24 protein-coding genes are annotated in these 21,079 nt (G+C 67.2%); 11 read left to right on the top strand and 13 right to left on the bottom strand.

The genetic code is table 11. From position 1 onward, the window contains the following. Positions 1-99: 99 nt before the first annotated feature. Together JF781_RS23095 and JF781_RS23100 are read right to left on the bottom strand one after the other, a co-directional pair. Entirely contained in the window at positions 100-636 is a 537-nt protein-coding gene (locus tag JF781_RS23095) for an alkyl hydroperoxide reductase (RefSeq protein WP_225328846.1), read from the bottom strand. Positions 637-674: 38 nt separating this feature from the next. Next, positions 675-1,262, bottom strand: coding sequence for a peroxiredoxin (locus JF781_RS23100; RefSeq protein ID WP_225328847.1), 588 nt, complete (start codon positions 1,260-1,262; stop codon positions 675-677). A gap of 102 nt (positions 1,263-1,364) precedes the next feature. Between JF781_RS23100 and JF781_RS23105 the strand changes: the two genes are divergently transcribed. From JF781_RS23105 to JF781_RS23120, 4 genes are read left to right on the top strand one after another with little or no spacing between them, the layout of a single operon-like run. Next, positions 1,365-2,300, top strand: coding sequence for a hydrogen peroxide-inducible genes activator (locus JF781_RS23105; RefSeq protein ID WP_225328848.1), 936 nt, complete (start codon positions 1,365-1,367; stop codon positions 2,298-2,300). Between the two features lie 36 nt (positions 2,301-2,336). Beyond that, on the top strand, positions 2,337-3,038 hold the full coding sequence (locus tag JF781_RS23110; protein WP_225328849.1) for an EthD domain-containing protein: 702 nt from the start codon (positions 2,337-2,339) through the stop codon (positions 3,036-3,038). Between the two features lie 10 nt (positions 3,039-3,048). Continuing rightward, positions 3,049-3,492 (top strand): TIGR03618 family F420-dependent PPOX class oxidoreductase, encoded by a 444-nt coding sequence (locus JF781_RS23115; protein WP_225328850.1) that lies wholly within the window; start codon positions 3,049-3,051, stop codon positions 3,490-3,492. An 18-nt stretch (positions 3,493-3,510) separates the two neighbouring features. Continuing rightward, entirely contained in the window at positions 3,511-4,260 is a 750-nt protein-coding gene (locus JF781_RS23120; RefSeq protein WP_225328851.1) for an enoyl-CoA hydratase/isomerase family protein, read from the top strand. 14 nt (positions 4,261-4,274) lie between these two features. On the opposite strand, the gene JF781_RS23125 is transcribed toward JF781_RS23120, so the two are convergent. Further along, positions 4,275-4,460: a bacterioferritin-associated ferredoxin gene (locus tag JF781_RS23125; protein WP_225328852.1), complete on the bottom strand. Its 186-nt coding sequence runs from the start codon at positions 4,458-4,460 to the stop codon at positions 4,275-4,277. A 339-nt stretch (positions 4,461-4,799) separates the two neighbouring features. Between JF781_RS23125 and bfr the strand changes: the two genes are divergently transcribed. From bfr to JF781_RS23155, 6 genes are all read left to right on the top strand, one after another. After that, positions 4,800-5,279 (top strand): bacterioferritin, encoded by a 480-nt coding sequence (bfr, locus tag JF781_RS23130; RefSeq protein ID WP_225328853.1) that lies wholly within the window; start codon positions 4,800-4,802, stop codon positions 5,277-5,279. 36 nt (positions 5,280-5,315) lie between these two features. After that, positions 5,316-7,388 (top strand): MDR family MFS transporter, encoded by a 2,073-nt coding sequence (locus tag JF781_RS23135; protein ID WP_225328854.1) that lies wholly within the window; start codon positions 5,316-5,318, stop codon positions 7,386-7,388. Between the two features lie 65 nt (positions 7,389-7,453). Then, positions 7,454-7,948 carry a carboxymuconolactone decarboxylase family protein gene (locus JF781_RS23140; protein ID WP_225328855.1) on the top strand — a complete coding sequence of 165 codons (495 nt, stop codon included), beginning with the start codon at positions 7,454-7,456 and terminating at the stop codon, positions 7,946-7,948. 112 nt (positions 7,949-8,060) lie between these two features. Continuing rightward, positions 8,061-8,942, top strand: a complete 882-nt coding sequence (locus JF781_RS23145) for a TIGR03854 family LLM class F420-dependent oxidoreductase (protein WP_225328856.1) — start codon at positions 8,061-8,063, stop codon at positions 8,940-8,942. Between the two features lie 64 nt (positions 8,943-9,006). Beyond that, positions 9,007-10,359: a glutamine synthetase family protein gene (locus JF781_RS23150; protein WP_225328857.1), complete on the top strand. Its 1,353-nt coding sequence runs from the start codon at positions 9,007-9,009 to the stop codon at positions 10,357-10,359. A gap of 10 nt (positions 10,360-10,369) precedes the next feature. Further along, positions 10,370-11,503, top strand: a complete 1,134-nt coding sequence (locus tag JF781_RS23155) for an amidohydrolase family protein (RefSeq protein ID WP_225328858.1) — start codon at positions 10,370-10,372, stop codon at positions 11,501-11,503. Between the two features lie 417 nt (positions 11,504-11,920). On the opposite strand, the gene JF781_RS23160 is transcribed toward JF781_RS23155, so the two are convergent. The 8 genes from JF781_RS23160 to ag85B form a co-directional block, all read right to left on the bottom strand. Beyond that, positions 11,921-12,364, bottom strand: coding sequence for a nuclear transport factor 2 family protein (locus JF781_RS23160; RefSeq protein ID WP_225328879.1), 444 nt, complete (start codon positions 12,362-12,364; stop codon positions 11,921-11,923). An 86-nt stretch (positions 12,365-12,450) separates the two neighbouring features. Beyond that, complete coding sequence (locus JF781_RS23165; RefSeq protein WP_225328859.1) at positions 12,451-13,773, bottom strand: cytochrome P450; 1,323 nt, start codon at positions 13,771-13,773, stop codon at positions 12,451-12,453. Between the two features lie 55 nt (positions 13,774-13,828). Next, entirely contained in the window at positions 13,829-14,251 is a 423-nt protein-coding gene (locus tag JF781_RS23170; protein ID WP_225328860.1) for a lipoprotein LpqH, read from the bottom strand. 12 nt (positions 14,252-14,263) lie between these two features. Continuing rightward, a complete protein-coding gene (locus JF781_RS23175; RefSeq protein WP_225328861.1) occupies positions 14,264-15,097 on the bottom strand; it encodes an SDR family oxidoreductase in 834 nt (277 codons plus the stop codon). Next, positions 15,094-15,573, bottom strand: coding sequence for an SRPBCC family protein (locus JF781_RS23180; protein ID WP_225328880.1), 480 nt, complete (start codon positions 15,571-15,573; stop codon positions 15,094-15,096). The genes JF781_RS23175 and JF781_RS23180 overlap by 4 nt, the downstream gene beginning before the upstream one ends. 35 nt (positions 15,574-15,608) lie before the next feature. Then, positions 15,609-16,046: a resuscitation-promoting factor RpfC gene (rpfC, locus tag JF781_RS23185; protein ID WP_374109747.1), complete on the bottom strand. Its 438-nt coding sequence runs from the start codon at positions 16,044-16,046 to the stop codon at positions 15,609-15,611. A 105-nt stretch (positions 16,047-16,151) separates the two neighbouring features. Next, a complete protein-coding gene (locus JF781_RS23190) occupies positions 16,152-16,742 on the bottom strand; it encodes a chorismate mutase (RefSeq protein ID WP_225328863.1) in 591 nt (196 codons plus the stop codon). Positions 16,743-16,830: 88 nt separating this feature from the next. Beyond that, complete coding sequence (gene ag85B / locus JF781_RS23195) at positions 16,831-17,823, bottom strand: diacylglycerol acyltransferase/mycolyltransferase Ag85B (protein ID WP_225328864.1); 993 nt, start codon at positions 17,821-17,823, stop codon at positions 16,831-16,833. 503 nt (positions 17,824-18,326) lie between these two features. Here ag85B and JF781_RS23200 point away from each other — a divergent pair. Then, positions 18,327-19,469 carry a hypothetical protein gene (locus tag JF781_RS23200; protein ID WP_225328865.1) on the top strand — a complete coding sequence of 381 codons (1,143 nt, stop codon included), beginning with the start codon at positions 18,327-18,329 and terminating at the stop codon, positions 19,467-19,469. Positions 19,470-19,488: 19 nt separating this feature from the next. Here JF781_RS23200 and JF781_RS23205 read toward each other — a convergent pair whose 3' ends face one another. Continuing rightward, a complete protein-coding gene (locus tag JF781_RS23205; RefSeq protein ID WP_225328866.1) occupies positions 19,489-20,049 on the bottom strand; it encodes a YceI family protein in 561 nt (186 codons plus the stop codon). 12 nt (positions 20,050-20,061) lie between these two features. Next, a complete protein-coding gene (locus JF781_RS23210; protein WP_225328867.1) occupies positions 20,062-21,075 on the bottom strand; it encodes an alcohol dehydrogenase in 1,014 nt (337 codons plus the stop codon). Between the last annotated feature and the right edge of the window lie 4 nt (positions 21,076-21,079).

Below are 21,079 nucleotides of genomic sequence, written 5' to 3' on the forward strand. Positions count from 1 at the left end.
ACGGGGAACGCGCCCACGAACCCCAGCGGGTAGACCTGCCACCAGATGGCGTGCTGGACCCAGTCGGGTCCCGGCACGGCGCTGGTCACGACGGCGCGATCAGCCGACGGTCGCCAGCGTCTGGGAAGCGACAATCGCCTGGGCCACACCGGAAACGATCGCCGCGGCCTTCAGTGCCTCCTGGATGGTTTCCCGGCTGACACCGGCCTCGCGCAGCGTGTGCTCATGGGAAGCCACGCAGTCCGGGCATCCGTTGATCGACGACACCGCGAAGCACCACAGCTCGAAGTTCGCCTTTTCCACACCGGGATTGGCGATGATGTTCATCCGCAATCCCGCGCGCAGGTCGTCGTACTTGCCGTCGAGGAATCCCCGGCCACGGTAGAACACGTTGTTCATGGCCATGACCGATGCCGCTCCCAGCGCCGCGTTGTATGCCTCCGCGGACAAGATGTCGGCCGCCTCGGCGCCAATCTCGCTGAGCACCTGCGTGTTCCGAGTCGCCGCGGCGCTCGCCAAGAGCGTGCCCCACAGCTGCTCCTCGTTGAGCTCGGTCGTGCGGGTGATCGAGCCCAGGTTGAGCTTGAGGTCCTTGGCGTACTCCGGCAGCGCTTCCTTGAGATTCTCTACGCTCATCTCGCCTCCTATTCAGACCCTACGGGATCAGGCCCGGATCAGGCCGACTGCTTGAGCAACTCGGTGGCGTCCAGCGTCGGGTCGCCCTTGCGCCAGTTGCACGCGCACAACTCGTCGGACTGCAGTGCGTCGAGCACGCGCAGCACTTCCTCGACGTTGCGGCCCACCGAACCCGCGGTGACCGAAACGAACTGGATCTCGTTGTTGGGGTCGACGAGGAAGGTCGCCCGGTCGGCCACGCCGTCGGCGTTGAGCACGCCGGTGGCCAGGCTCAGCTCCCGCTTGATGTCCGAGAGCATCGGGAAGGGCAGCTTCTTGAGGTCCTCGTGCTGCGCGCGCCAGTTGAAGTGCACGAACTCGCTGTCGATCGAGACACCCAGAACCTGTGCGTCGCGGTCGGAGAACTCGTCGTTGAGCTTGCCGAAGGCGGCGATCTCGGTCGGGCACACGAAGGTGAAGTCCTTCGGCCAGAAGAACACCACGCGCCACTTGCCGGCGTGGTCCTCGGAGGTGATGGTGGTGAAGTAGTCGTCGGGCTGCTTGGCGTCGACCTTGGACAGATCGCCCGCGATCAACGCAGTGAGCTCGTAGTCGGGGAACTGGTCGCCGATGGTCAGCAGAGGCATATCCGCTCCTTATTTGGATTTACTCAAGATTAGCTTTCTGCCACCATGTTGCCGCCTACCCTTGTTGAAGTAAAGGTGATATTTCCCACTATACTTATAGGCATGTCCGATAAGAGTTATCAGCCGACGATCGCCGGCCTTCGCGCGTTCGTGGCGGTGGCCGAGAAGCACCAATTCAGCGGTGCCGCAACCGCTCTCGGGGTCAGCCAGTCGACGCTCTCGCAGGCCCTCTCCGCGCTGGAGACGGGACTGGCCACCCGCCTCGTCGAGCGCTCGACACGGCGTGTCTTCTTGACACCCCAGGGCACGGAGTTGTTGCCGCGGGCCCAGGCCGTCGTCGAGGCGGCCGACGCGTTCACCGCCGCCGCGGCGGGAACCTCGGACCCGTTGCGGACCGACATGCGGCTGGGGCTGATACCCACCGTGGCGCCCTACGTGCTGCCGACCGTGCTGGCCGGGGTGGCCGAGCAACTCCCGGAGCTGACCCTGCGGGTGACCGAGGACCAGACCGAACGGTTGCTGGCGGTCTTGCGCGAAGGGGCATTGGATGCGGCATTGATCGCCCTGCCCGCCGAGACCGCAGGCGTCAGCGCGATCCCCATCTACGACGAAGATTTCGTTCTCGCCCTGCCCCCCGGCCATCCGCTGGCGGGCAAGCGCCGCGTTCCGGCGACGGCGCTGGCCGACCTGCCACTGCTGCTGCTGGACGAGGGGCATTGCCTGCGCGATCAGGCGCTGGACGTCTGCCACAAGGCGGGGGTCCGAGCGGAGCTCGCCAACACCCGGGCGGCCTCACTGGCCACCGCGGTGCAATGCGTGACAGGCGGTTTGGGCGTGACGCTGATCCCGCAGAGCGCGGTGCCGGTCGAGGCCTCGCGAAGCCGCCTGGGCCTGGCGCAGTTCGCGGCGCCGCGCCCGGGCCGGCGAATCGGCTTGGTCTACCGCTCGTCGAGCGGTCGCGACGAGTCCTACCGCCAGCTGGCCGCGCTCATCGGGAAATTGATCAGCAGCCAGCACCAAGTGCGCCTGGCGAAGTAGACCTGCCCGGCGGCCCCGCACCGGTAGGTTCGGCCTATGGAAAAGGTAATCGCCGTGCTCATGCGCGCCGACTCCGACGACGATTGGTGCGCCCGGCAGCGGGGGCCGGTCGCCGATGCGCTGCTGGAGCTGGGTGTGCTCGGATTGTCGGTCAATGTCCGTGACGACGCCGTGCGCCAGTCGTTGATGACGCTCACGACGCTGGACCCACCGGTCGCCGCGGTGGTGAGCATGTGGACCCAGCAGTGCTACGGCGAGCAGATGACGTCCGCGCTCGAGCTGCTCGCAAAGGAGTGTGAGCAGCTCGCCGCGTACCTGGTGACCGAATCGGTCCCGCTGAGCGCACCTGCCGTCGAGTCTGGTTCCCGCACACCGGGTTTGGCCAACATCGCGTTGCTGCGCCGGCCCGCGGACATGGACCAGGCGACGTGGCTGACCCGGTGGCAACGCGACCACACGCCGGTAGCCATCGAGACACAGTCGACGTTCGGCTACACCCAGAATTGGGTGGTGCGCACGCTCACCCCGGACGCGCCGGGAATCGCGGGCATCGTCGAGGAGTTGTTCCCTGCGGAGGCGATCACCGATCTTCAGGCGTTCTTCGGAGCCGCCGACGACGACGATCTACAACATCGATTGGGACGAATGGTGGCCAGCACGACGGCCTTTGGCGCCAACGAGAACATCGACACCGTGCCGACGAGCCGCTACGTCATCAGCACGCCGTTCGGGGACTGAGGATGACACGATGACGACACTGCGCGACGCCGTGGCATTGGCCGCGGCCGAAAGCGGACTGGCCGTCGTATCGACCGTTCGCGCTGACGGGACGGTGCAGGCGTCGCTGGTCAACGTCGGCCTGTTGTCACACCCGGCGAATGGTCAACCGGTCCTGGGGTTTACCACCTACGGCAGGGTCAAGCTGGCCAACCTGCGCGCCCGGCCGCAGTTGGCGATTACCTTCCGCAACGGGTGGCAGTGGGCGACGGTCGAGGGCCGCGCGGAGCTGGTCGGCCCCGACGACACCCAGCCATGGCTGACGGATCCCGATCGGCTACGAGTGCTGCTGCGCGATGTGTTCACCGCAGCGGGCGGCACCCACGACAACTGGGACGAGTACGACCGGGTGATGGCTTCGGAGGGGCGCGCCGTGGTGCTGATCGCGCCGACCCGCGTCTACAGCAATGGTTAGCCTCGCTAGGCTGCGGGGGTGACGCTGCAGATCGATGACGACAACCGGGTACGCACCCTCACGCTGAACCGGCCGGAGGCGCTCAACGCCTTCAACGAAGCCCTCTATGACGCCACGGCCGAGGCACTGCTGGCCGCCGCCGACGATCCCGAGGTGGCCGTGGTCCTGCTGACCGGTGCGGGTCGCGGGTTCAGCGCCGGTACCGACCTGGGCGAGATGCAGGCCCGCATCACGGACCCGGACTTCACCCCGGGCAAGCACGGCTTCATCGGACTCATCAACGCGCTCAGCGCCTTTCCCAAACCACTGATCTGCGCGGTCAACGGTGTCGGGGTGGGGATCGGCGCCACGATTCTGGGCTATGCCGATCTGACGTTCATGTCCTCGACGGCCCGCCTGAAGTGCCCGTTCACCAGCTTGGGTGTAGCCCCGGAGGCGGCGTCGTCCTATCTGCTGCCGCAGCTGGTGGGCCGGCAGAACGCCGCGTGGCTGTTGATGTCGTCCGAATGGGTCGACGCCGAGGAGGCGTTGCGGATGGGCCTGGTTTGGCGGGTGTGCCAACCGGACGAGCTGCTGCCGCAGGCCCGCCACCACGCCGAAATCCTTGCCTCCCGGCCGATTTCGAGCTTGATGGCCGTCAAACACACGATGATGGAGCCGGTCCGCCCCGAGATCGCCGCGGCCACCGCGCGCGAGAACGCGCACTTCGCCGAGCTCATGGGTGCGCAAGCCAACGCGGCGGCGCTGGCCGATTTCAATAAGGGCTGAAGCGGCGTTCGGCGTCAGGCCAACGGCGCCGTCTCTAACTTCGCCGAGTCGGCGAGGATCGCGCGCAGGGTGCGCCGGCAGCGACCGCAGTCACCGCCCGCCCCGCATGCGGCGGCGATTTCCTTGGAGGTCGACGCGCCCTGCGCGACGACGTCGCACACGGTTTGACTGGTAGCCCCGACGCACAGGCACACGTACATCAGCGCACCTCATGCATCTGGGCATCCCCTTCGTCGACAACTCGTCCGAGTGACCGGATGTCCGCCCCGCGCCTGGCCTCCCGGGGACTCGAGGCCCCGGCCGGAGGTGCCGAACGAACATGCCGCATATTAGTGGAGTCTAACCTAACCTGATTAGTGCAGTCTAACCTAACAACAGGGTGCTTAGACTAGCTCGGCAACGCACTGAGCGCAGCCAAACCTTGCTAGAACATTTGCGGCGGCCGTGGCAAAGTGCTGCTACAGGCCGGGTTTGTGCGCTCCAGCCCAGCGCACCGACCGCGGCCGAACATGCCAGCCGCAGCCACCGTAGGAGTGAAAATGCAAGGGGATCCGGAAGTTTTGCGTCTGCTCAACGAGCAGTTGACCAGCGAGCTCACCGCGATCAACCAATACTTCCTGCACTCCAAGATGCAGGACAACTGGGGTTTCACCGAGTTAGCTGAGCACACCCGCGCCGAGTCTTTCGATGAGATGCGACACGCCGAGGCGATCACCGATCGTATCCTGTTGCTCGACGGGTTGCCGAACTACCAGCGCCTCTTCTCGCTGCGCATCGGCCAGACCTTGCGTGAGCAATTCGAGGCCGACCTGGCCATTGAATACGAGGTGATGGAGCGCCTCAAGCCGGCCATCGTCTTATGCCGGGACAAGCAGGACTCCACCACCGCCACGCTGTTCGAGGACATCGTGGCCGACGAGGAAAAGCACATCGACTACCTCGAGACCCAGCTGGAGTTGATGGACAAGCTGGGCGTGGAGCTCTACTCGGCGCAGTGCGTCTCCCGGCCACCCAGCTGACGCGGGCGGCGGCGACGTAGGTAACGTCGGGCCGGCATGACGAGCCCGAGAGCAGCGGTGACCCAGGCGACCCCGGCGGCGAATTCCGCGGCCAGCGGCGAGCTGATCAGTCCGCAACGGCGCAACCTGATCTTCGTCGCGATCGTGCTCGGGATGCTACTCGCGGCGTTGGACCAGACCATCGTCGCCACGGCGCTGCCGACGATCGTCGCCAACCTGGGCGACGCCGGCCACCAGTCCTGGGTGGTCACCAGCTATCTGCTCGCGTCGACCGTCGTCACCGCGCTGGCCGGCAAGCTTGGGGACTCCTATGGGCGCAAGCGGGTGTTCCAGGCGGCCATCGTCTTCTTCGTCATCGGATCGGCGCTGTGCGGGTTGTCCCAGTCGATGGCCATGCTGGTGGGATCGCGTGCCCTGCAAGGGATCGGCGGCGGCGCCATCACGGTCACCGCCAGCGCGCTGATCGGCGAGGTCGTTCCGCTGCGGGAGCGGGGCCGGTACCAGGGCATCCTCGGAGCGGTCTTCGGCGTCACGACCGTCATCGGTCCCTTGCTGGGCGGCTACTTCACCGACTATCTGACCTGGCGGTGGGCGTTCTGGATCAACGTGCCGATCTCGGTGGTCGTGATTTTCGTTGCCGCCGCGGCGATTCCGGCCCTGGGCGCGTCGACCAAACCGATCATCGACTACTCCGGAATCGCGTTCGTCGGGTTGGGCGCCGCGGGGCTGACGCTGGCCACCAGCTGGGGCGGGACCCTGTACGCGTGGGGCTCGCCGACGATCATCGGCTTGTTCGTCGGCGCCGCGGTGGCGCTGGGTGTTTTCGTGGTGGTGGAACGTCGCGCCGCCGAGCCGATCCTGCCCATCCGGTTGTTCGCCAGTCCGGTGTTCACCGTGTGCTGCGTGCTGTCCTTCGTCGTGGGTTTCGCCATGCTGGGCGCGCTGACGTTCCTGCCGACCTATATGCAGTATGTCAACGGCGTTTCGGCGACCACCTCCGGCCTGCGGACGCTGCCCATGGTGGTCGGGATGCTGATCACCTCGACGGGCAGCGGCATCCTGGTCGGCCGCACCGGCCGCTACAAGATCTTTCCGGTGGCCGGCACCGCGCTGATGGCGCTGGCGTTTCTGCTGATGTCGCGGATGGAGCCGTCCACGTCCACCCTGATCCAGTCGCTGTACCTGGTCATCCTGGGCGCGGGCATCGGGCTGTCCATGCAGGTGCTGGTTCTCATCGTGCAAAACACCTCGAACTTCGAAGATCTCGGCGTCGCCACGTCGGGGGTGACGTTCTTCCGCACCATCGGAAGTTCGTTCGGCGCCGCGATATTCGGCTCGCTGTTCGTGAACTTCCTCGATCGCCGCATCGGTCCGGCCCTGGCCGCCAGCGGCGCGCCGCCCAGCGCGGTCAGTTCGCCCGGGGCCCTGCACCGGCAGCCACCTGACGTGGCCGCGCCCATCGTGACGGCCTACGCCGATTCGCTCACCGAGGTTTTCTTGTGGGCGGCGCCGGTCGCCGTGGTCGGTTTCGTGCTGGCCCTGTGCCTGCGTGAGGTCCCGCTGCGGGACATCCACGCCAGCACAGTCGATCTCGGCGACGCGTTCGGCATGCCGACCACCGAGACACCGGACCAGATGCTGGAGAACGCGATCGCGCGGATGTTGCGCGGCGAAACCGGCATGCGGTTGCGCAGCATCGCCATGCGGCCCGATTGCCGGCTCGATGTGGCCGGCCTATGGGGGGTTTTGCGCATCAATCGCTACACGCAGGTGTACGGGATCGCCCGTCTCACCGACATGGCCGACTATCACCGGATACCGTTCGAGGTTCTCGAGCCGACGTTCTCGCGCTTGGCGGCCAACGGTTACGCGCAAAGCGACGGCGACCAGATGTGGCTCACCCCCGCCGGCGCCCAACAAGTCGGCTACGTGCACTCGCTGCTGGTGGCCTGGCTCGTGGACAAACTCGCCCGCTCGCCGGGCTTCGAGGGCCGGCCGGACCGCCGCGCGGTGCAGGCCGCGCTCGAACGCGTCGCGCATCGGGTTCTGGCCCAACGCGATTGGCATGAGGAAACGCCGACCACGGCGATCGGTCCGCCCGCTCGCTAACCGGTGGCGACACCCGTTTGCGGACAACCCCGACCCGGGCCCTTAGGCGGGCGTACCATCACGCCATGAGCCGAATCGGAACATTTGCTGACGACGACCTGGCCGGCTGGTTTGTGAAGTCTCCGGACATCGGCGGCGCGCTCGCCGGCTTCAGCGAGGCGGTGTACAGCATGAACCGGTTGCCGTTGCGCACCCGCGAAGTGGCGCGCGCCGTGATCGCCCACCGCAACGAATGCGTCGTCTGCGTCAACACCCGCGATGAAGACGGGCCCGCCGCGGGCGTCGACGAAGAGCTGTACGACCACGTCCACGAGTGGCGCACCTGGCCCGGTTACAGCGACCAGGAGCGGCTGGCGGCCGAGTTCGCCGACCGGTTCGCCACCGATCACACCGGCCTGCGCGAAGACGAAGACTTCTGGAGCCGCTGCGCCGGACACTTCTCCGATGAGTTGCTGGCCGACCTGGCGCTGTCCTGCGCGTTGTGGGTGGGCATGGGTCGGGTGCTGCGGACCCTCGACATCGGCCAGGCCTGCAAGCTGACGATTCCCAGCCGCGTATAGCCGTTTTGGGCTCGCCGAAATCCGGGCAACCGGGCGATGACGCGCGCCGCGGGCACAAAGGGTGGAGCCGCGGCGTTGCGCCAGGGGTGAGACCACGCGTTAGGAGGCGCCGGTGAAGGTTCGTTTCGGCGTCGGGCTGGGTGCGGACACCGCTCCGAATCAGTTGGCCGCCATCGTCGATCATCTCGAGGCCAGCGGCGTGGATTCGCTGTGGTTTTCCGAGCTGGTGTACTCGCCGGCGGTCGACCCGACGGTCGGGATGGCGTACGCGCCCGCCCGGACGAGCCGGTTGAAGGTGGGCACCTCGGTGGCGGTGCTGCCCGGCCGGCACCCGGTGCTGGTGGCCAAGCAGTTGGCGTCGTTGGCGGCCGTCGCCCCGAAGCGGGTCCTTCCGGTGTTCGGTCTGCGGTCGGCGATTCCGGCCGAGCGCGAGGTGTTCGTGGTTCCCGACGGCGAGCGGGCGGCGGTGTTCGACGAGTCGCTGCGGGTGTTGCGCGCGGCATTGGAAGGGGAGCCGGCCACGTTCACGGGCGAATACTTTACCGTCACGGGCGCGGCCGTCGCCCCGAAGCCGGCACCGCCGCTGGACATTTGGTTGGGCGGGTCGGCGCCGGCCGCGTTTCGGCGTATCGGGGCGCTGGGCGACGGGTGGCTGGGCAGTTTCCTCACCCCGGCGGAGGCCGGGGCCGGGCGGGAGGCGATCGAGCGCGCCGCGGAGCGGGCCGGCCGGCACATCGAACCCGACCACTTCGGGATCTCGTTGGCCGTCACCGATGGCGAGCTGCCCGCGGAGTTGGCCGCGGCGGTCCGCAAGCGGCGACCGGACCTCGACCCCGGTGAGCTGATCGCCGCCGGGTGGGATGCCCTGCACCGCCAACTGGACGCCTACCTCGCGGCGGGGTTGACGAAGTTCGTCATCCGGCCCGCCGGTAAGGCGCCCCTGGACGCGTTCCTCTATCGGTTCGTCTCCGAACTCGTCGGCCGCCAGAACTGACCGGCCACACGGGCGACGGCACGGTTCTCCCTACCGGGGCCCCAGAGGCTGCACAATGACTGCCATGACCGGCACACCGCTCGCGGCCGCGGCGATTGCCCAGCTGGAGGCCGAGGGCGTCGACACGGTCATCGGCACCGTCGTCAACCCCGCCGGGCTTACCCTGGCCAAGGCGGTGCCGATCCGCCAGACCAACATGTTCGCCGATCCCGGCCTGGGCGCCAGCCCTTCCTGGCATGCGTTCGCCATCGACCAGACCGGGATCGCCTTCACCGCCGACGTCGGCGTGGTGGGGGACCAACGCCTCCGGATCGACCTGTCGGCCTTGCGAATCGTGGGCGACGGCCTGGCGTGGGCGCCCGCCGCGTTTTTCTGTCAGGACGGCACGCCGGTCCCCACGTGCGGCCGGGGAACGCTGCGACGGATCGAGACGACGCTCGCCGACGCCGGCATTGAGGCTGCCGTAGGGCACGAGATCGAATTCCTCTTGGTCGCGCCGGACGGCGGCCGGCTGCCGTCGACGCTGTGGGCCCAGTACGGCCTCGCCGGTGTGCTGGAGCGCGAAACGTTCATCCGGGAGGTGATCGGGTCGGCGACGGCGGCCGGGATCGCGATCGAACAGTTCCACCCCGAGTATGGCGCCAACCAGTTCGAGATCTCGCTGCCGCCGCAACCACCGGTGGCCGCCGCCGATCAGCTGATCCTGATGCGGCTCATCATCGGCCGCGTGGCGCGCCGCCACGGCCTTCGCATCAGCTTGTCGCCCGCGCCCTTTGCCGGTGGTGTCGGATCGGGTGCCCACCAACACTTTTCGTTGACGACGCCGGAAGGCCGGTTGTTCTCCGACGGCGCGGGCGCCGCGGGCATGACGGCGGCGGGGGAGAGCGCGGTGGCGGGAGTGGTTCGCGGCCTGCCGGAAGCCCAGGGCGTGCTGTGCGGTTCGATCGTCTCGGGTCTGCGGATGCGGCCCGGCAATTGGGCGGGCGCCTACGCCTGCTGGGGCACCGAAAACCGCGAAGCCGCGGTGCGATTCGTCACCGGCGGACCCGCCAGCCCGCGGGGTGGAAACGTCGAGGTCAAGATCGTCGATCCCTCTGCCAATCCATATCTGGCGTCGGCGGCCATCCTGGGACTCGCGCTGGACGGCATCACATCGCGGGCCGCGCTGCCGCCGGAGATCACGGTCGACCCTGCGACCCGGTCCGATGCCGACCGCGCGCGTGACGGCGTCGTGCGCCTGACCGCATCGCAGGCCGAAGCGATCGCGGCGCTGGATGCTTCGGCGCGGATGCGGTGCATCCTGGGCGATCCGGCGGTCGACATGGTGGTCGCGGTGCGCCGACTGGAACACGAACGTTACGGCGATCTGGAACCCGAGCAACTGGCGGATCGGTTCCGCATGGCCTGGAGTCTGTGACGGACTGGTGATGAGCGCCGACACCCGCGACCTGGCCGAGCACATCGGCGCGGTGTCGCTGATCGATCAGCACGTCCACGGTTGCTGGTTGACGGCCGCAGACCGGCAGCGATTCGAGAACGCGCTCAACGAGGCCAATACCGAGCCCATCACCGATTCGGGTTTCGACTCACAACTCGGGTTTGCCGTGCGCGCTCACTGCGCCCCCGCCCTGGGGCTGCCCAAACACGCCGACCCGCAGGCCTATTGGGACCGTCGCCGCCAGTTCGCCGAAGACGAACTGGCCCGCCTGTTCCTTTCGGCCGCCGGCGTCAGCGACTGGTTGGTGGACACCGGGATCGGCGGAGGTGAGGTCGCCGGGGTTGGGGAGGTGGCTCGGCTGTCGGGCAAGCGTGCGCACGAAATCGTGCGCCTCGAGGAGGTGGCCGAGCAGGCCGCCCGAGCGCCGGGTGACTACGCGGCGGCGTTCGGAGAGATCCTGCACCGGCGCGCGGCGGGAGCCGTTGGCACCAAATCGATACTGGCCTACCGCGGCGGTTTCGAGGGTGACCTCAGTGAGCCGTCGGCGCGGGAGGTCGCCGACGCGGCCGGCCGGTGGCGCGAGCGCGGCGGGATACGATTGCGGGATCGGGTCCTGCTGCGGTTCGGGTTGCACCAGGCGTTGCGACTGGGCAAGCCATTGCAATTCCACGTCGGGTTCGGCGATCGTGACTGCGACCTGCGCAAGGCCAATCCTCTCCTGCTGCTTGACTTTCTGCGCCAGTCGGCGGACGTCCCGATCGTGCTGTTGCACTGCTATCCGTACGAGCGTGAGGCCGGCTATTTGGCGCAGGCGTTCAACAACGTCTATCTCGACGGCGGACTGAGCGTGAATTACTTGGGGGCGCGGTCGCCGGCGTTTCTCGCGCGACTTCTGGAGCTGGCGCCCTTTTCCAAGATCCTCTACTCGTCAGACGGATTCGGCCCCGCGGAACTGCACTTTCTCGGAGCGGTTCTGTGGCGCCGGGGCCTGCACAGGGTGCTACGCGAATTCGTCGACGGCGGCGACTGGAGCGAGGCCGACGCCATCCGGGTGGTCGATCTCATCGCCCGCGAGAACGCTCGAAGGATCTACGACCTCGCCTCGCCCGGTCAGCGGCCGTGAGAAACCGGCGCGGGCACAAAATTTTCACAAATTCCGATGTAACCAACCGCCGGGGCGCATAGGCTTCGAGAGACGAATCGGGCAACGTCACCAAACTGAGGCATCAAGGAGGTTTGGGCACATGTTGTCCCGCGCTGCGTTCGTCGACGCCGCCATCGTTACCGTCGCCGCCGCTTCGGCGCCTCCGACCTACGCGTCACCCAGTGGTGGTTGCTACGCCGCCAGTTCTGGTGACTGCGTGTCATATCCGCATCAGGGCGGGCTGTAGCCGAGCCCAATCGCCGTTTGTGCCGAGGAATTGCCGGAATGGTCTATGAGGGGTGGCCATGCCGGCATTCCACGGCACCGCGTATCGAATCGACCGTATCGCCGTGGGCGGCAATGCAATCCGCGAGCGCTGCGGTTACATGGGAACTGTCAGACCAATGCTGACGCGTCGTACACCCAACTCGTGTCGCCGGTCGCCAGGGCTTCGAAGTGGTTCGGGGGAGCGAAGGCGACGAGGCTGTTCATGTCCCAATAATCTTTCCAGACGGTGACCTTGCCGTCGACGACCTTGTGAACGGTCACGAATCGCAGCACACCCTGTTCCCCGGTCGCGAATGTCCATGTCTCCGAGTGCTCGTAGAGCACGTCGGAACCGTTGGACACCAGCACGCCGGTGTGGTTCTCATAGCCCGCCAAATGCTCGAGACCCATCCTGAGGCGTTTGACGATGCCCTCGGGACCGCGGGCCGACACGGCCGGAACCGGCATGTCGACGTAGAGGCAGTCGTCGGACAAAAACGTCGGGATCGCCTCCCAATCACGACGCGAAAGGGCCTGCCACAGCCCACGGACGACATCCTCGACCGCGATCATAGAAACCTCTGTCATACCGGCAAATAAACTCGGTTAGCGCGCCGGTGTCAACCATGGGGGTCTACTCGCGCCGCAGTCGCGATCGGTCAGCTGTCGGCGGCAGCCATCGACCGGGCCGGGCCGAGCGCCACCGGCAGTGACGACCATCCCCGTAGCACGCGGGTCTCTCGCCGGCATCCGGCGCCCGCCGCGCGCACCTCGGGGAAGCGGTCGAAGAACGTCCGCAGGCCCACCTCGCCCTCGGCGCGGGCGAGCGCGGCGCCCAGGCAAAAGTGTCGGCCACCGGAAAAGGCGAGATGCCTTCCAGCATTGGGTCTTTCGATGTCGAATCGGTGCGGATCGGGAAACACGGCCGGATCCCGGTTGGCGGCAGCCAGATACACCAGCACCAGGTCGCCACGCGCGAGCTGCCGTCCCGCGATCTCGACATCGCGCAGCGCCACCCGCGCGGTCAGCTGCACCGGCGATTCCAGTCGCAGGATCTCTTCGACGGCGTTGGGCCACAGCTCCGGGCGTCGCCGTAGCGCTTCGAGGTGCCCGGGCGCGTCCAGCAGCATGCGAATCCCGTTGCCGAGCAGGTTCACCGTGGTCTCGAAGCCGGCCGCCAGCACCAGACCGGCGATCGCCTGAAGCTCGTTGTCGTTGAGATAGGTGTCCGCCGAGCCGCTTTCGGCGGTCTGGATCAGCTGGCTCATCAGATTGTCGCTGGGGTCCAGGCGCAGCCGTTGTAGATGCTCGGCGAGCCAGGAGCTGAAGCCGGCGATCCCTTCCTGCACGCTGCGGTACTGCCGCCACGGTAATCCGATGTCCAGGCTCGGCGCGGCCAGCTCGCCGAATTCCAGGACGCGCGGCCGGTCCGGCTCGGGCACACCGAGGATGTCGCTGATGATCGAGACCGGAAGTTGCGCGCAATAGCGTCCGACGATGTCGACCACGCCGGACTCGCCGGTCAGCTGTTCGAGCAGGTCGGCGGCCGTCTGCTCGACCCGCTCCCGCAGTGCGGCGACCGCCCTGGGCGTGAACACCGCGGACACGGTCTTGCGGTAACGGGTGTGGTCGGGGGGTTCGACGGCCAGCAGGGAGGGCGCCCGTAGCGGATGCAGAAGCTCGTCGCGGGTGCGACGTTCCAGCCATCGCAACGGTGCCGGGAGATTCGATCCGAAGATCAGCACCCGGAAATCGTCGGACCGCAACAGCTCGTGGGCGATTGCGTGATCGGCTGTCAGATAGGCGACGCGGCCCTTCACCAGTTTGCCCCGAGCCCGGACTTCGTCGTAGAAGCGCACCGGATCGGCGGCCACCGCCGGATCGGCGATCAGCCTCGCCTGGACGTCACCGCGGCGGGCGCCGAACGCTGCGACGCCGCGGATGAAGCCGTGCATCGCGAACCAGTGCAGTCGTTCCTTCACCGGCCCTCCCTCGCTCAGGTGTCGGTACGAGCGTAGGCCGCACGCACCGAGCCGGTCAGCACTGCGCGACGATTTTGAAGTCGGTGGTCACCACTTTGTTGGGGTTGCTGCTGTTGATGCCGTAGGCGCTGCCGGTGATGGTGTACGCGTCGTTGTTGAGGTCGACGTGCGCGTCTCCCACCCCGCCTTGCCAGAAGCTGCCGGTGAAGCCGTCGACGTTGCGAATCTTCACCCACTGCGGCATGACCCGGTAACCGCTGAGCAGCACGACCGCTTCGACGCCGCCATCGTGGTCCGGAATTTTGATGGTCCGATACATCTGGTCTTGCCGGCACGCCGGGGGACGTGTCGTGTGCGTGGCGCCGTCGATGGTCAGGCGGGCGGCCCGACGGGGTGTCGTTTGCGCCGCGCTGCACCCCGCGACGCTGACGACGACCGCCGCCAAGACCAAAGCGACTGTGGGCAAGCGGTTTTGCACCAGCCGACCTCCTTACTGCCGCTTCGGCGCTAGCGCGGGTAGGGCTTTGACGATACTGCGTCGCACGAATTCGGGGCTCAGGCCCTTGAAGAAGTCAATCAAGCGAATGCTTTTCGGCACATACCAATGCAGCCGCTTCTGATGGTGGTAGGCCTGCCACGCCGCCTCGGCCACGCTGCTGGCCGGCATCAACCGCAGCGGACCCTTTTTCGGGGCGGTGGCGCGCAACTCCTCGGCGGTTCTGGGCGCGCCGCCGTCGTCGGAGTGGTTGGTCGTGCTGGTGAGGATGGCGGTGTCGATCAGGCCGGGCAGCACGTCGGCGACGCGCACCCCGTGCCGCCGCCACTCCACGCTCAGCGCCTCGGTCAGCCCCTTGACCGCGTGCTTGGTCGACGAGTAGACGGCGAGGCGGGGCATGCCGTAAGTCGCCGACGAGGACGACGTCGAAAACATCAGGCTGCCGGGCGTTTTCTTGAGGTACGGCAGCGCGCCGTAGGCACCGGTCAGCACCGATTTGTAGTTCACCTCGACGAGGCGCATCGCGGCGTCATACGGCACGTCCTCGAACCACCCGGATTCGCCGATGCCGGCGTTGTTCCACATCATGTCGAGGCCGCCGCCGGTGTTGCCGGAGCAGAAGTCGGCGAGGGCGCCGTCCAGGGCCGCCTTGTCCGTCACGTCGACGGCGCGGGTCCACAGCCGGTCGGCGCCGAGTTCTTCGGTCAGCGTCGCCAGGCCGTCGCCGTTGCGGTCCACGGCGCCCACCCGCCAACCCTTGGCATGGAACAGCTTTGCGCCTTCGCGCCCCATGCCGCTGCCCGCGCCGGTGATGAAGACCGATTTCACGACTGGTCGGCCTCGACGACATCTTTGATGCGGTTCAGCGTCTTGGTCATGTCGCGGACGTTGCGGCGCTTGCGCAGAAAGCCGCCGAACAACCAGTACACGCCCAGCCACGGCGCGGGGTTGAGCCGAAACGACTCGGTGACGTCGGTCCCGCCGCCGCTGGGCGCCAAGCGGTAATGCCAGTTGTTGACCTCCCGATCACCGAGCAGCACCGTAAAGCCGAATTCGCGGCCCGGTTCGCACGCGGTGACCTTGCAGGTCGTCCAATACACCGGTCCCATCTCATTGCGCCGGACGTGACCGCGGAATTTCGCGCCGAGGGCCGGGCCGGTCGCATCGCCCAGCCACTCGGCTTCGAAAACTTCCGGGGAAAACCGTCCGGTGTTGCGGACGTCCGCGATGAGATCCCAGATTTTGGCCGCGGGCGCCGCCATGTGAACAGTCGCCGAACCTTCCATGGGCTGATCCAAACACAGCTTCGTGTCGGGTCATAGACCGCGCGGGCGTGTCATCAGTGCGGGACGGCCGCCTGGATCAGCCCGTTGATGATCTGCTTGATGCCCTGCGCCGGGTGCGAATACCAACCGATCGGCAGGCCGGACTGTGCACCGCATTTGGGCCAGGGCTCCACGCCCTCTTCGGCGAAAACCCGGTTGGCGACGGCGATTTGCTGCTCCCGGGACGCGGCCGCCGGGTTGCCGACGCCGCCGTAGCGAGCCCAGGTGCCCGGTTTGAATTGCAGCCCACCGTAGTTGCCGTTTCCGGTGTTGGCGTGCCAGTTGCCGCCGGATTCGCATTGAGCGATCGCGTCCCAGTTGGGAGCGGCGTCCGCGCTCACCACACCCGTGGACGAAGCCATCGATGCTGCAACGAACCCGCCGACCGCTACGGACTTGACGAGAAGCTTGCAGAGATTCTTCATGTCAAGGTTTTCGGCGCGTGTGGCCAAAGCGTTACCTATTCGAAAATGGCGCGAGATATGCCTTCTATCTGCGGAAATCGCCTTTTCGCCAGGCCAAATTCGACGGTTAGGAAATGGTGAGGAAAAATTAAATTATTGCTGGCAATACGATTGCGTCGCCGACCACAGGGCCCGTCGGTAGAGGCCGTCGAGCTGACGACTCTGGACGACGTCGCTCCTTGCGGTATCGAGTTGCAGCGCGCACGCCGGCGAGTGCAGCACGTCCCAGTTGACCGATATCTGAGTCAGTATCGCCTGGTTGAGGCCGTCGATCACCGACCGCGACGCCGCCAGGTCCGGGGGATCGGCCGGCGCTTGGCCCGGATCGAGCTTCCAGTCCGCGAAGCGGCTGTACTCGATGGCCTCGGTGGCACCGATCTGGTCACCGAAGACCCGGATGACGTAGTCGCGGTCGATGCGCGCGGCGACGGCTTCGTCGCCCAGCCGTGCTAATTCCTGCCGGACGCGTACCGGGTCTTCAATGGCCCCATGGCTGTGCCATTTATAAGCGGCCACCGACTCGGCGATCTGCAACCGCTGTGCGGCGGCGTCGACCAACGGGGTCAAGGGGCTCACGCTGTCGGCCCGGGCCGACGGCGCCCACAGCGCCAGGGCGCCGGCCACCACGGCACAGCACAGGGGAACGAGGTGGACGCGGCGCGGCGAGCGCGTGCTGCGGGGCATGACGACGATTCTGGCGTGATCGCCGCCCCTTAACGCACTACTGCGCCTGACGTGTCGTAAAGCGCAGTAGTGGCGTCAGGTGAATGGGTTATCCGCCGCCACCCGCCGAAGCGCCCAGAGCGCTCTGCAGGTCACCCTTCATGGCGTTGAGCTGGGCACCCCAGTACTCCCAGCTGTGTGTGCCGTTGGCATCGAAGTTGAACACGGCGTTGTGGCCGCCGGCCGCGTTGTACGCGTCCTGGAACTTCAGGTTGCTGCTGCGCACGAAGTTCTCCAGAAACTCGGCGGGCATGTTCGCTCCGCCCAGCTCCGACGGTGTGCCGTTACCGACGTAGATCCACAGCCGGGTGTTGTTGCCGACCAGCGCGGGGATCTGGACCGTCGGGTCGTTGCGCTGCCAGGCCGGGTCGCTCGACGGGCCCCACATGGCGTCGGGCTTGTAGCCGCCGGCGTCTCCCATGGCCAAGCCGATCAGCGACGGTCCCATGCCCTGGGACGGGTCCAGCAGCGCCGACAGCGAGCCGGCGTAGATGAACTGGTTGGGGTGGTTCACGGCCAGGATCATCGCCGAGGAGCCCGACATCGAGATGCCGATCGCGGCGCTGCCGGTGGACTTGACGCTCTTGTTCGAGGCCAGGTATTGCGGCAGTTCGCTGGTCAGGAAGGTCTCCCACTTGTAGGTGGAGCAGCCGGCCTTCCCACACGCCGGCTGGTACCAGTCGGCGTAAAAGCTGGACTGACCGCCGACCGGCATGATGACCGACAGGCCCGACTGGTAGTACCACTCGAACGCCGGGGTGTTGATGTCCCAGCCGTTGTAGTCGTCTTGAGCCCGGAGCCCGTCCAGCAGGTAGACCGCGGGGGAGCCGTTGCCGCCGCTCTGGAACTGGACCTTGATGTCGCGACCCATTCCGGCGGACGGCACTTGCAGGTACTCGACGGGCAGGCCCGGACGCGAAAATGCATTCGCGGTCGCCGCGCCGCCGGCAATGCCGATCAGGCCCGGCAGGGTTACAGCCGCGGCTGCACCGACCACAAGTCGGCGCCCCCAGGCCCGGACCTTCTCGTTCAGATCTGTCATACCTGCCCCTTGTCGGATGTGATCGAATGTGATCGCGGTCTCACAGGAATTTACCGTGTAAGTCCGTCAAATGTCGATTGGGACGCGGACGCGTCTCGATTTTGCATCGCTTTTTACCTCGCAGTTTCGCCACCCGGTGATCCGAGCGGCGACGATCGGCGAGTACCCGCTCGGCGACCACCTAACCGGTTCACCGCGAAAACGGCCGGTCCGCAGCGGCGTCCGGTTTGCCGAGACCGAAAGCCGTTGATACCGCGCGATAGAAAAAAGCGCCCCGATGAACCCAGACCGGATTCGGGCGGGGGGGTCGCCGGCGTGTCGCGAGGCGATGCGGACCGGGGCGACCGGGATTTCGCCGACCGCGTAGGCTCTGTCGAAGCAAGCCGATGAAGACCACGCTATCCCGGGTCTGTTCCGGCTCTCACGAACCTCCGCACCAGCGGCTTCATGGTGCGCGTCGGTGTGTCTGGGAGCCGAGGCGCGGGACCGATTGGGGCATAGATTTGGACACGGTACTTGGCCTATCAGTGACGTCGACCGCCGTCGGGTGGGTCCTCGCTGAAGGACACGGCGCAGACGGCACCATCCTGGATCACCAGGAGTTGGCGCTGCGCGCCGGCCGGGGCGTCCGCGCCGTGAGCACCGCGGAGCAAGTGGTAGACGAGGTACTGCGGGTCGACACGGCGGCGGCCGCGAGCGATCACCGCCTGCGTGTCATCGGGGTGACCTGGAACGACGACGCATCCGCTCAGGCCGCGCTGGTGCTGGAGGCGTTGACCGACGCGGGTTTCGACAACGTCGTGCCGATCCGGTTCCTCGAGGCCATCGAGACCTTGGCGCAGGCCATTGCGCCCGTCATCGGTTACGAGCAGACCGCGGTCTGCATTCTCGACCATGACGCCACGACCGTCGTCATGGTCGACACCCATGACGGGGAGACCCAGACGGCAACCAAACACGTGCGCGGCGGCCTCGATGGCCTGACCCGGTGGCTGACCGGCATGTTCGACCGCGACGGATGGCAGCCGGGCGGGGTTGTCGTCGTCGGCGCCGACATCGACGGGTTCTCATGGCAACTCGAAAAGGCGTTGCCGGTGCCGGTTTTCGTGCAATCGATGGCCCAGGTGACGATCGCGCGCGGCGCGGCGCTGTCGGCGGCTCGCAGCACCGAGTTCACCGACGAACAGCTCGTGGAGCACCACAGCGAACCCCTTTCCGCGGCGCCCGCACGCCAGCGCCACCTCTCGTATTCCGGAGCCCTCACCGCGTTGGCGGCCGGCGCGATCACCTTCGTCGGCTCGGTGTCGCTCGCGGTGGGGATTCACGTGGGCCCGGCCAGCGCGCCTGCGGCCAAACACACCACCCATCCAGCCACGCCCCAGGCCGCCGAGGCGGCCAAGGCCGTCGCGCCGCTTCCGGCGGCCCCCCAGCTCAAGCGCCCCGCCGCGCACGCCCAGCCGCCCGCGGGCGAACCCTCCCCCGCGCCGGCCGCTCCGGAAGAGCAAGCGGGCATTGACGGCGACCGGCAGCCGGATTCCGGTAACGGGCAGCCCTATTTGACCCGAGTGCTCGAGCACATCCCCGGCGACGCGGGCGACGCGGCAGCCGATTCAGCGCCGCGCGCAGCGGCCGAGCCGCAACCCTGATTTCTCCCGAGCGGGTGGCTCACCCGTCCTTGGCGTGAACCGCGGTAAAGGTCAAGGACACATCGTCCGCGACTTGAACCGAGCCCATCAGCAGCGAGTAGGGCTTCACGCCGTAATCGGTTTGACGGACGGTGGTTTCAGCGGACATGCGCCAGGCGTCTTTGAGATCCTCGGTGCGCACGTCGATGGCGTGGTCTCGTGAGGTGCCCCGGATCGCGAGCGTGCCGGTGAGTCGGTACCCGTCGTCGGCCTGCTCGATGACGTCCGCGGTATAGCGGATCTCGGGAAAGCGGTTGGCGTGCAACGACTTCAAAGCGTTGGACCGGACCTGTGCTTTCTCGATCGCGGACAGCCCTTTGACGCCACCCTTGCCGCTCAGTACGTCGAGCGAATCGACCTCGACCACAAGCTCCGCACCGACCGGTCGGGAACCGGCCCAATCCACGGTCGCACGCCAGCGCGACATCGCGATGGTGAGGCGGTGGCCCATTCGGGCGGCTCGGCCGGCAACCCCGCTGTGGAGCAACAATTCACCGCCGGATGGCCCGATCGTCCACGCCGTGCCCTCGTCAGCAGTCACGGACCAACGGTGTCACATGGTCAAGACGGTGCGGTAATGCGCTCGTCCCTGCTCCAGCGCCGCATAGCCCTCGGCCGCCTGCGCCAACGGCAACTCCTCGATCCACGCCCGGACGCCGGACAGGACCGCGAAACGCATGGTGTCTTCGACATCTTTGGCCGTCCCGGAGGGGTGGCCGACGATGCTGACTCCGGGGGTTATCAGCTGTACGGGGCTGATCGGCAGCGGTTCGGGCGTGACGCCGACGGTGACCAGTTCGCCCCGGGGGACTATGCCACCGACCGTGGCGGCCATGGCCTTCGAATTGCCCGCGGTGGCCAGGACGACCGTCGCGCCACCCAAGTCCTTCAACGCCTCGGCGGGATCGTTGGCTGTGGAATCGATGTAGTGATGGGCGCCCAGTTTCCGGGCGTCGTCGGCTTTGCCGGTACCGCGGTTGATCGCGATGGTCTCGAAGCCCATCGCCCGGGCGAACTGCACGCCGAGGTGCCCCAGGCCGCCGACGCCGAGTATCGCCACCCGATCGCCGGGCAGCGCCTTGGTGTGACGTAAGGCGTTGTAGGTGGTGACGCCCGCGCAACCCAAGGGGGCAGCTTCGGCGTCGGAGAGCTCGGCCGGTATCCGGGCCAGGGCGCTGGCCGGCACCGTCACCGACTCCGCGTACCCGCCGGGGTACTGCCAGCTCGGCACCTTCCCGTTCTCGCAGTGAATGAACAGGCCTTTGCGGCACTGCTCGCAGTGATAGCAGCATCCGCCGAACCAGCCGACCGCGACGCGATCGCCGATCGCGAAATCCTCGACGCCGTCGCCGATTTCGGCGACCTTGCCCGCGATTTCATGCCCGGGGGTCAGCGGCCACGACATGCCCGGAAACCCCCCGTTGACGAAGTGCGCGTCGGTGCCGCAGATGCCGCACGCGGCGACCGTCAGTCGCACCTCGTCGCGACCGGGTGGTTGGGTTTCGACTTCGGCCAACTCTAGGGGGCCGCCCGCGGACTGTATCCGGACAGCTTGATGTGTGGGCATCGGC

The sequence above is a fragment of the Mycobacterium sp. WUMAC-067 genome, from assembly GCF_020217485.1.
Lineage (GTDB): Bacteria > Actinomycetota > Actinomycetes > Mycobacteriales > Mycobacteriaceae > Mycobacterium.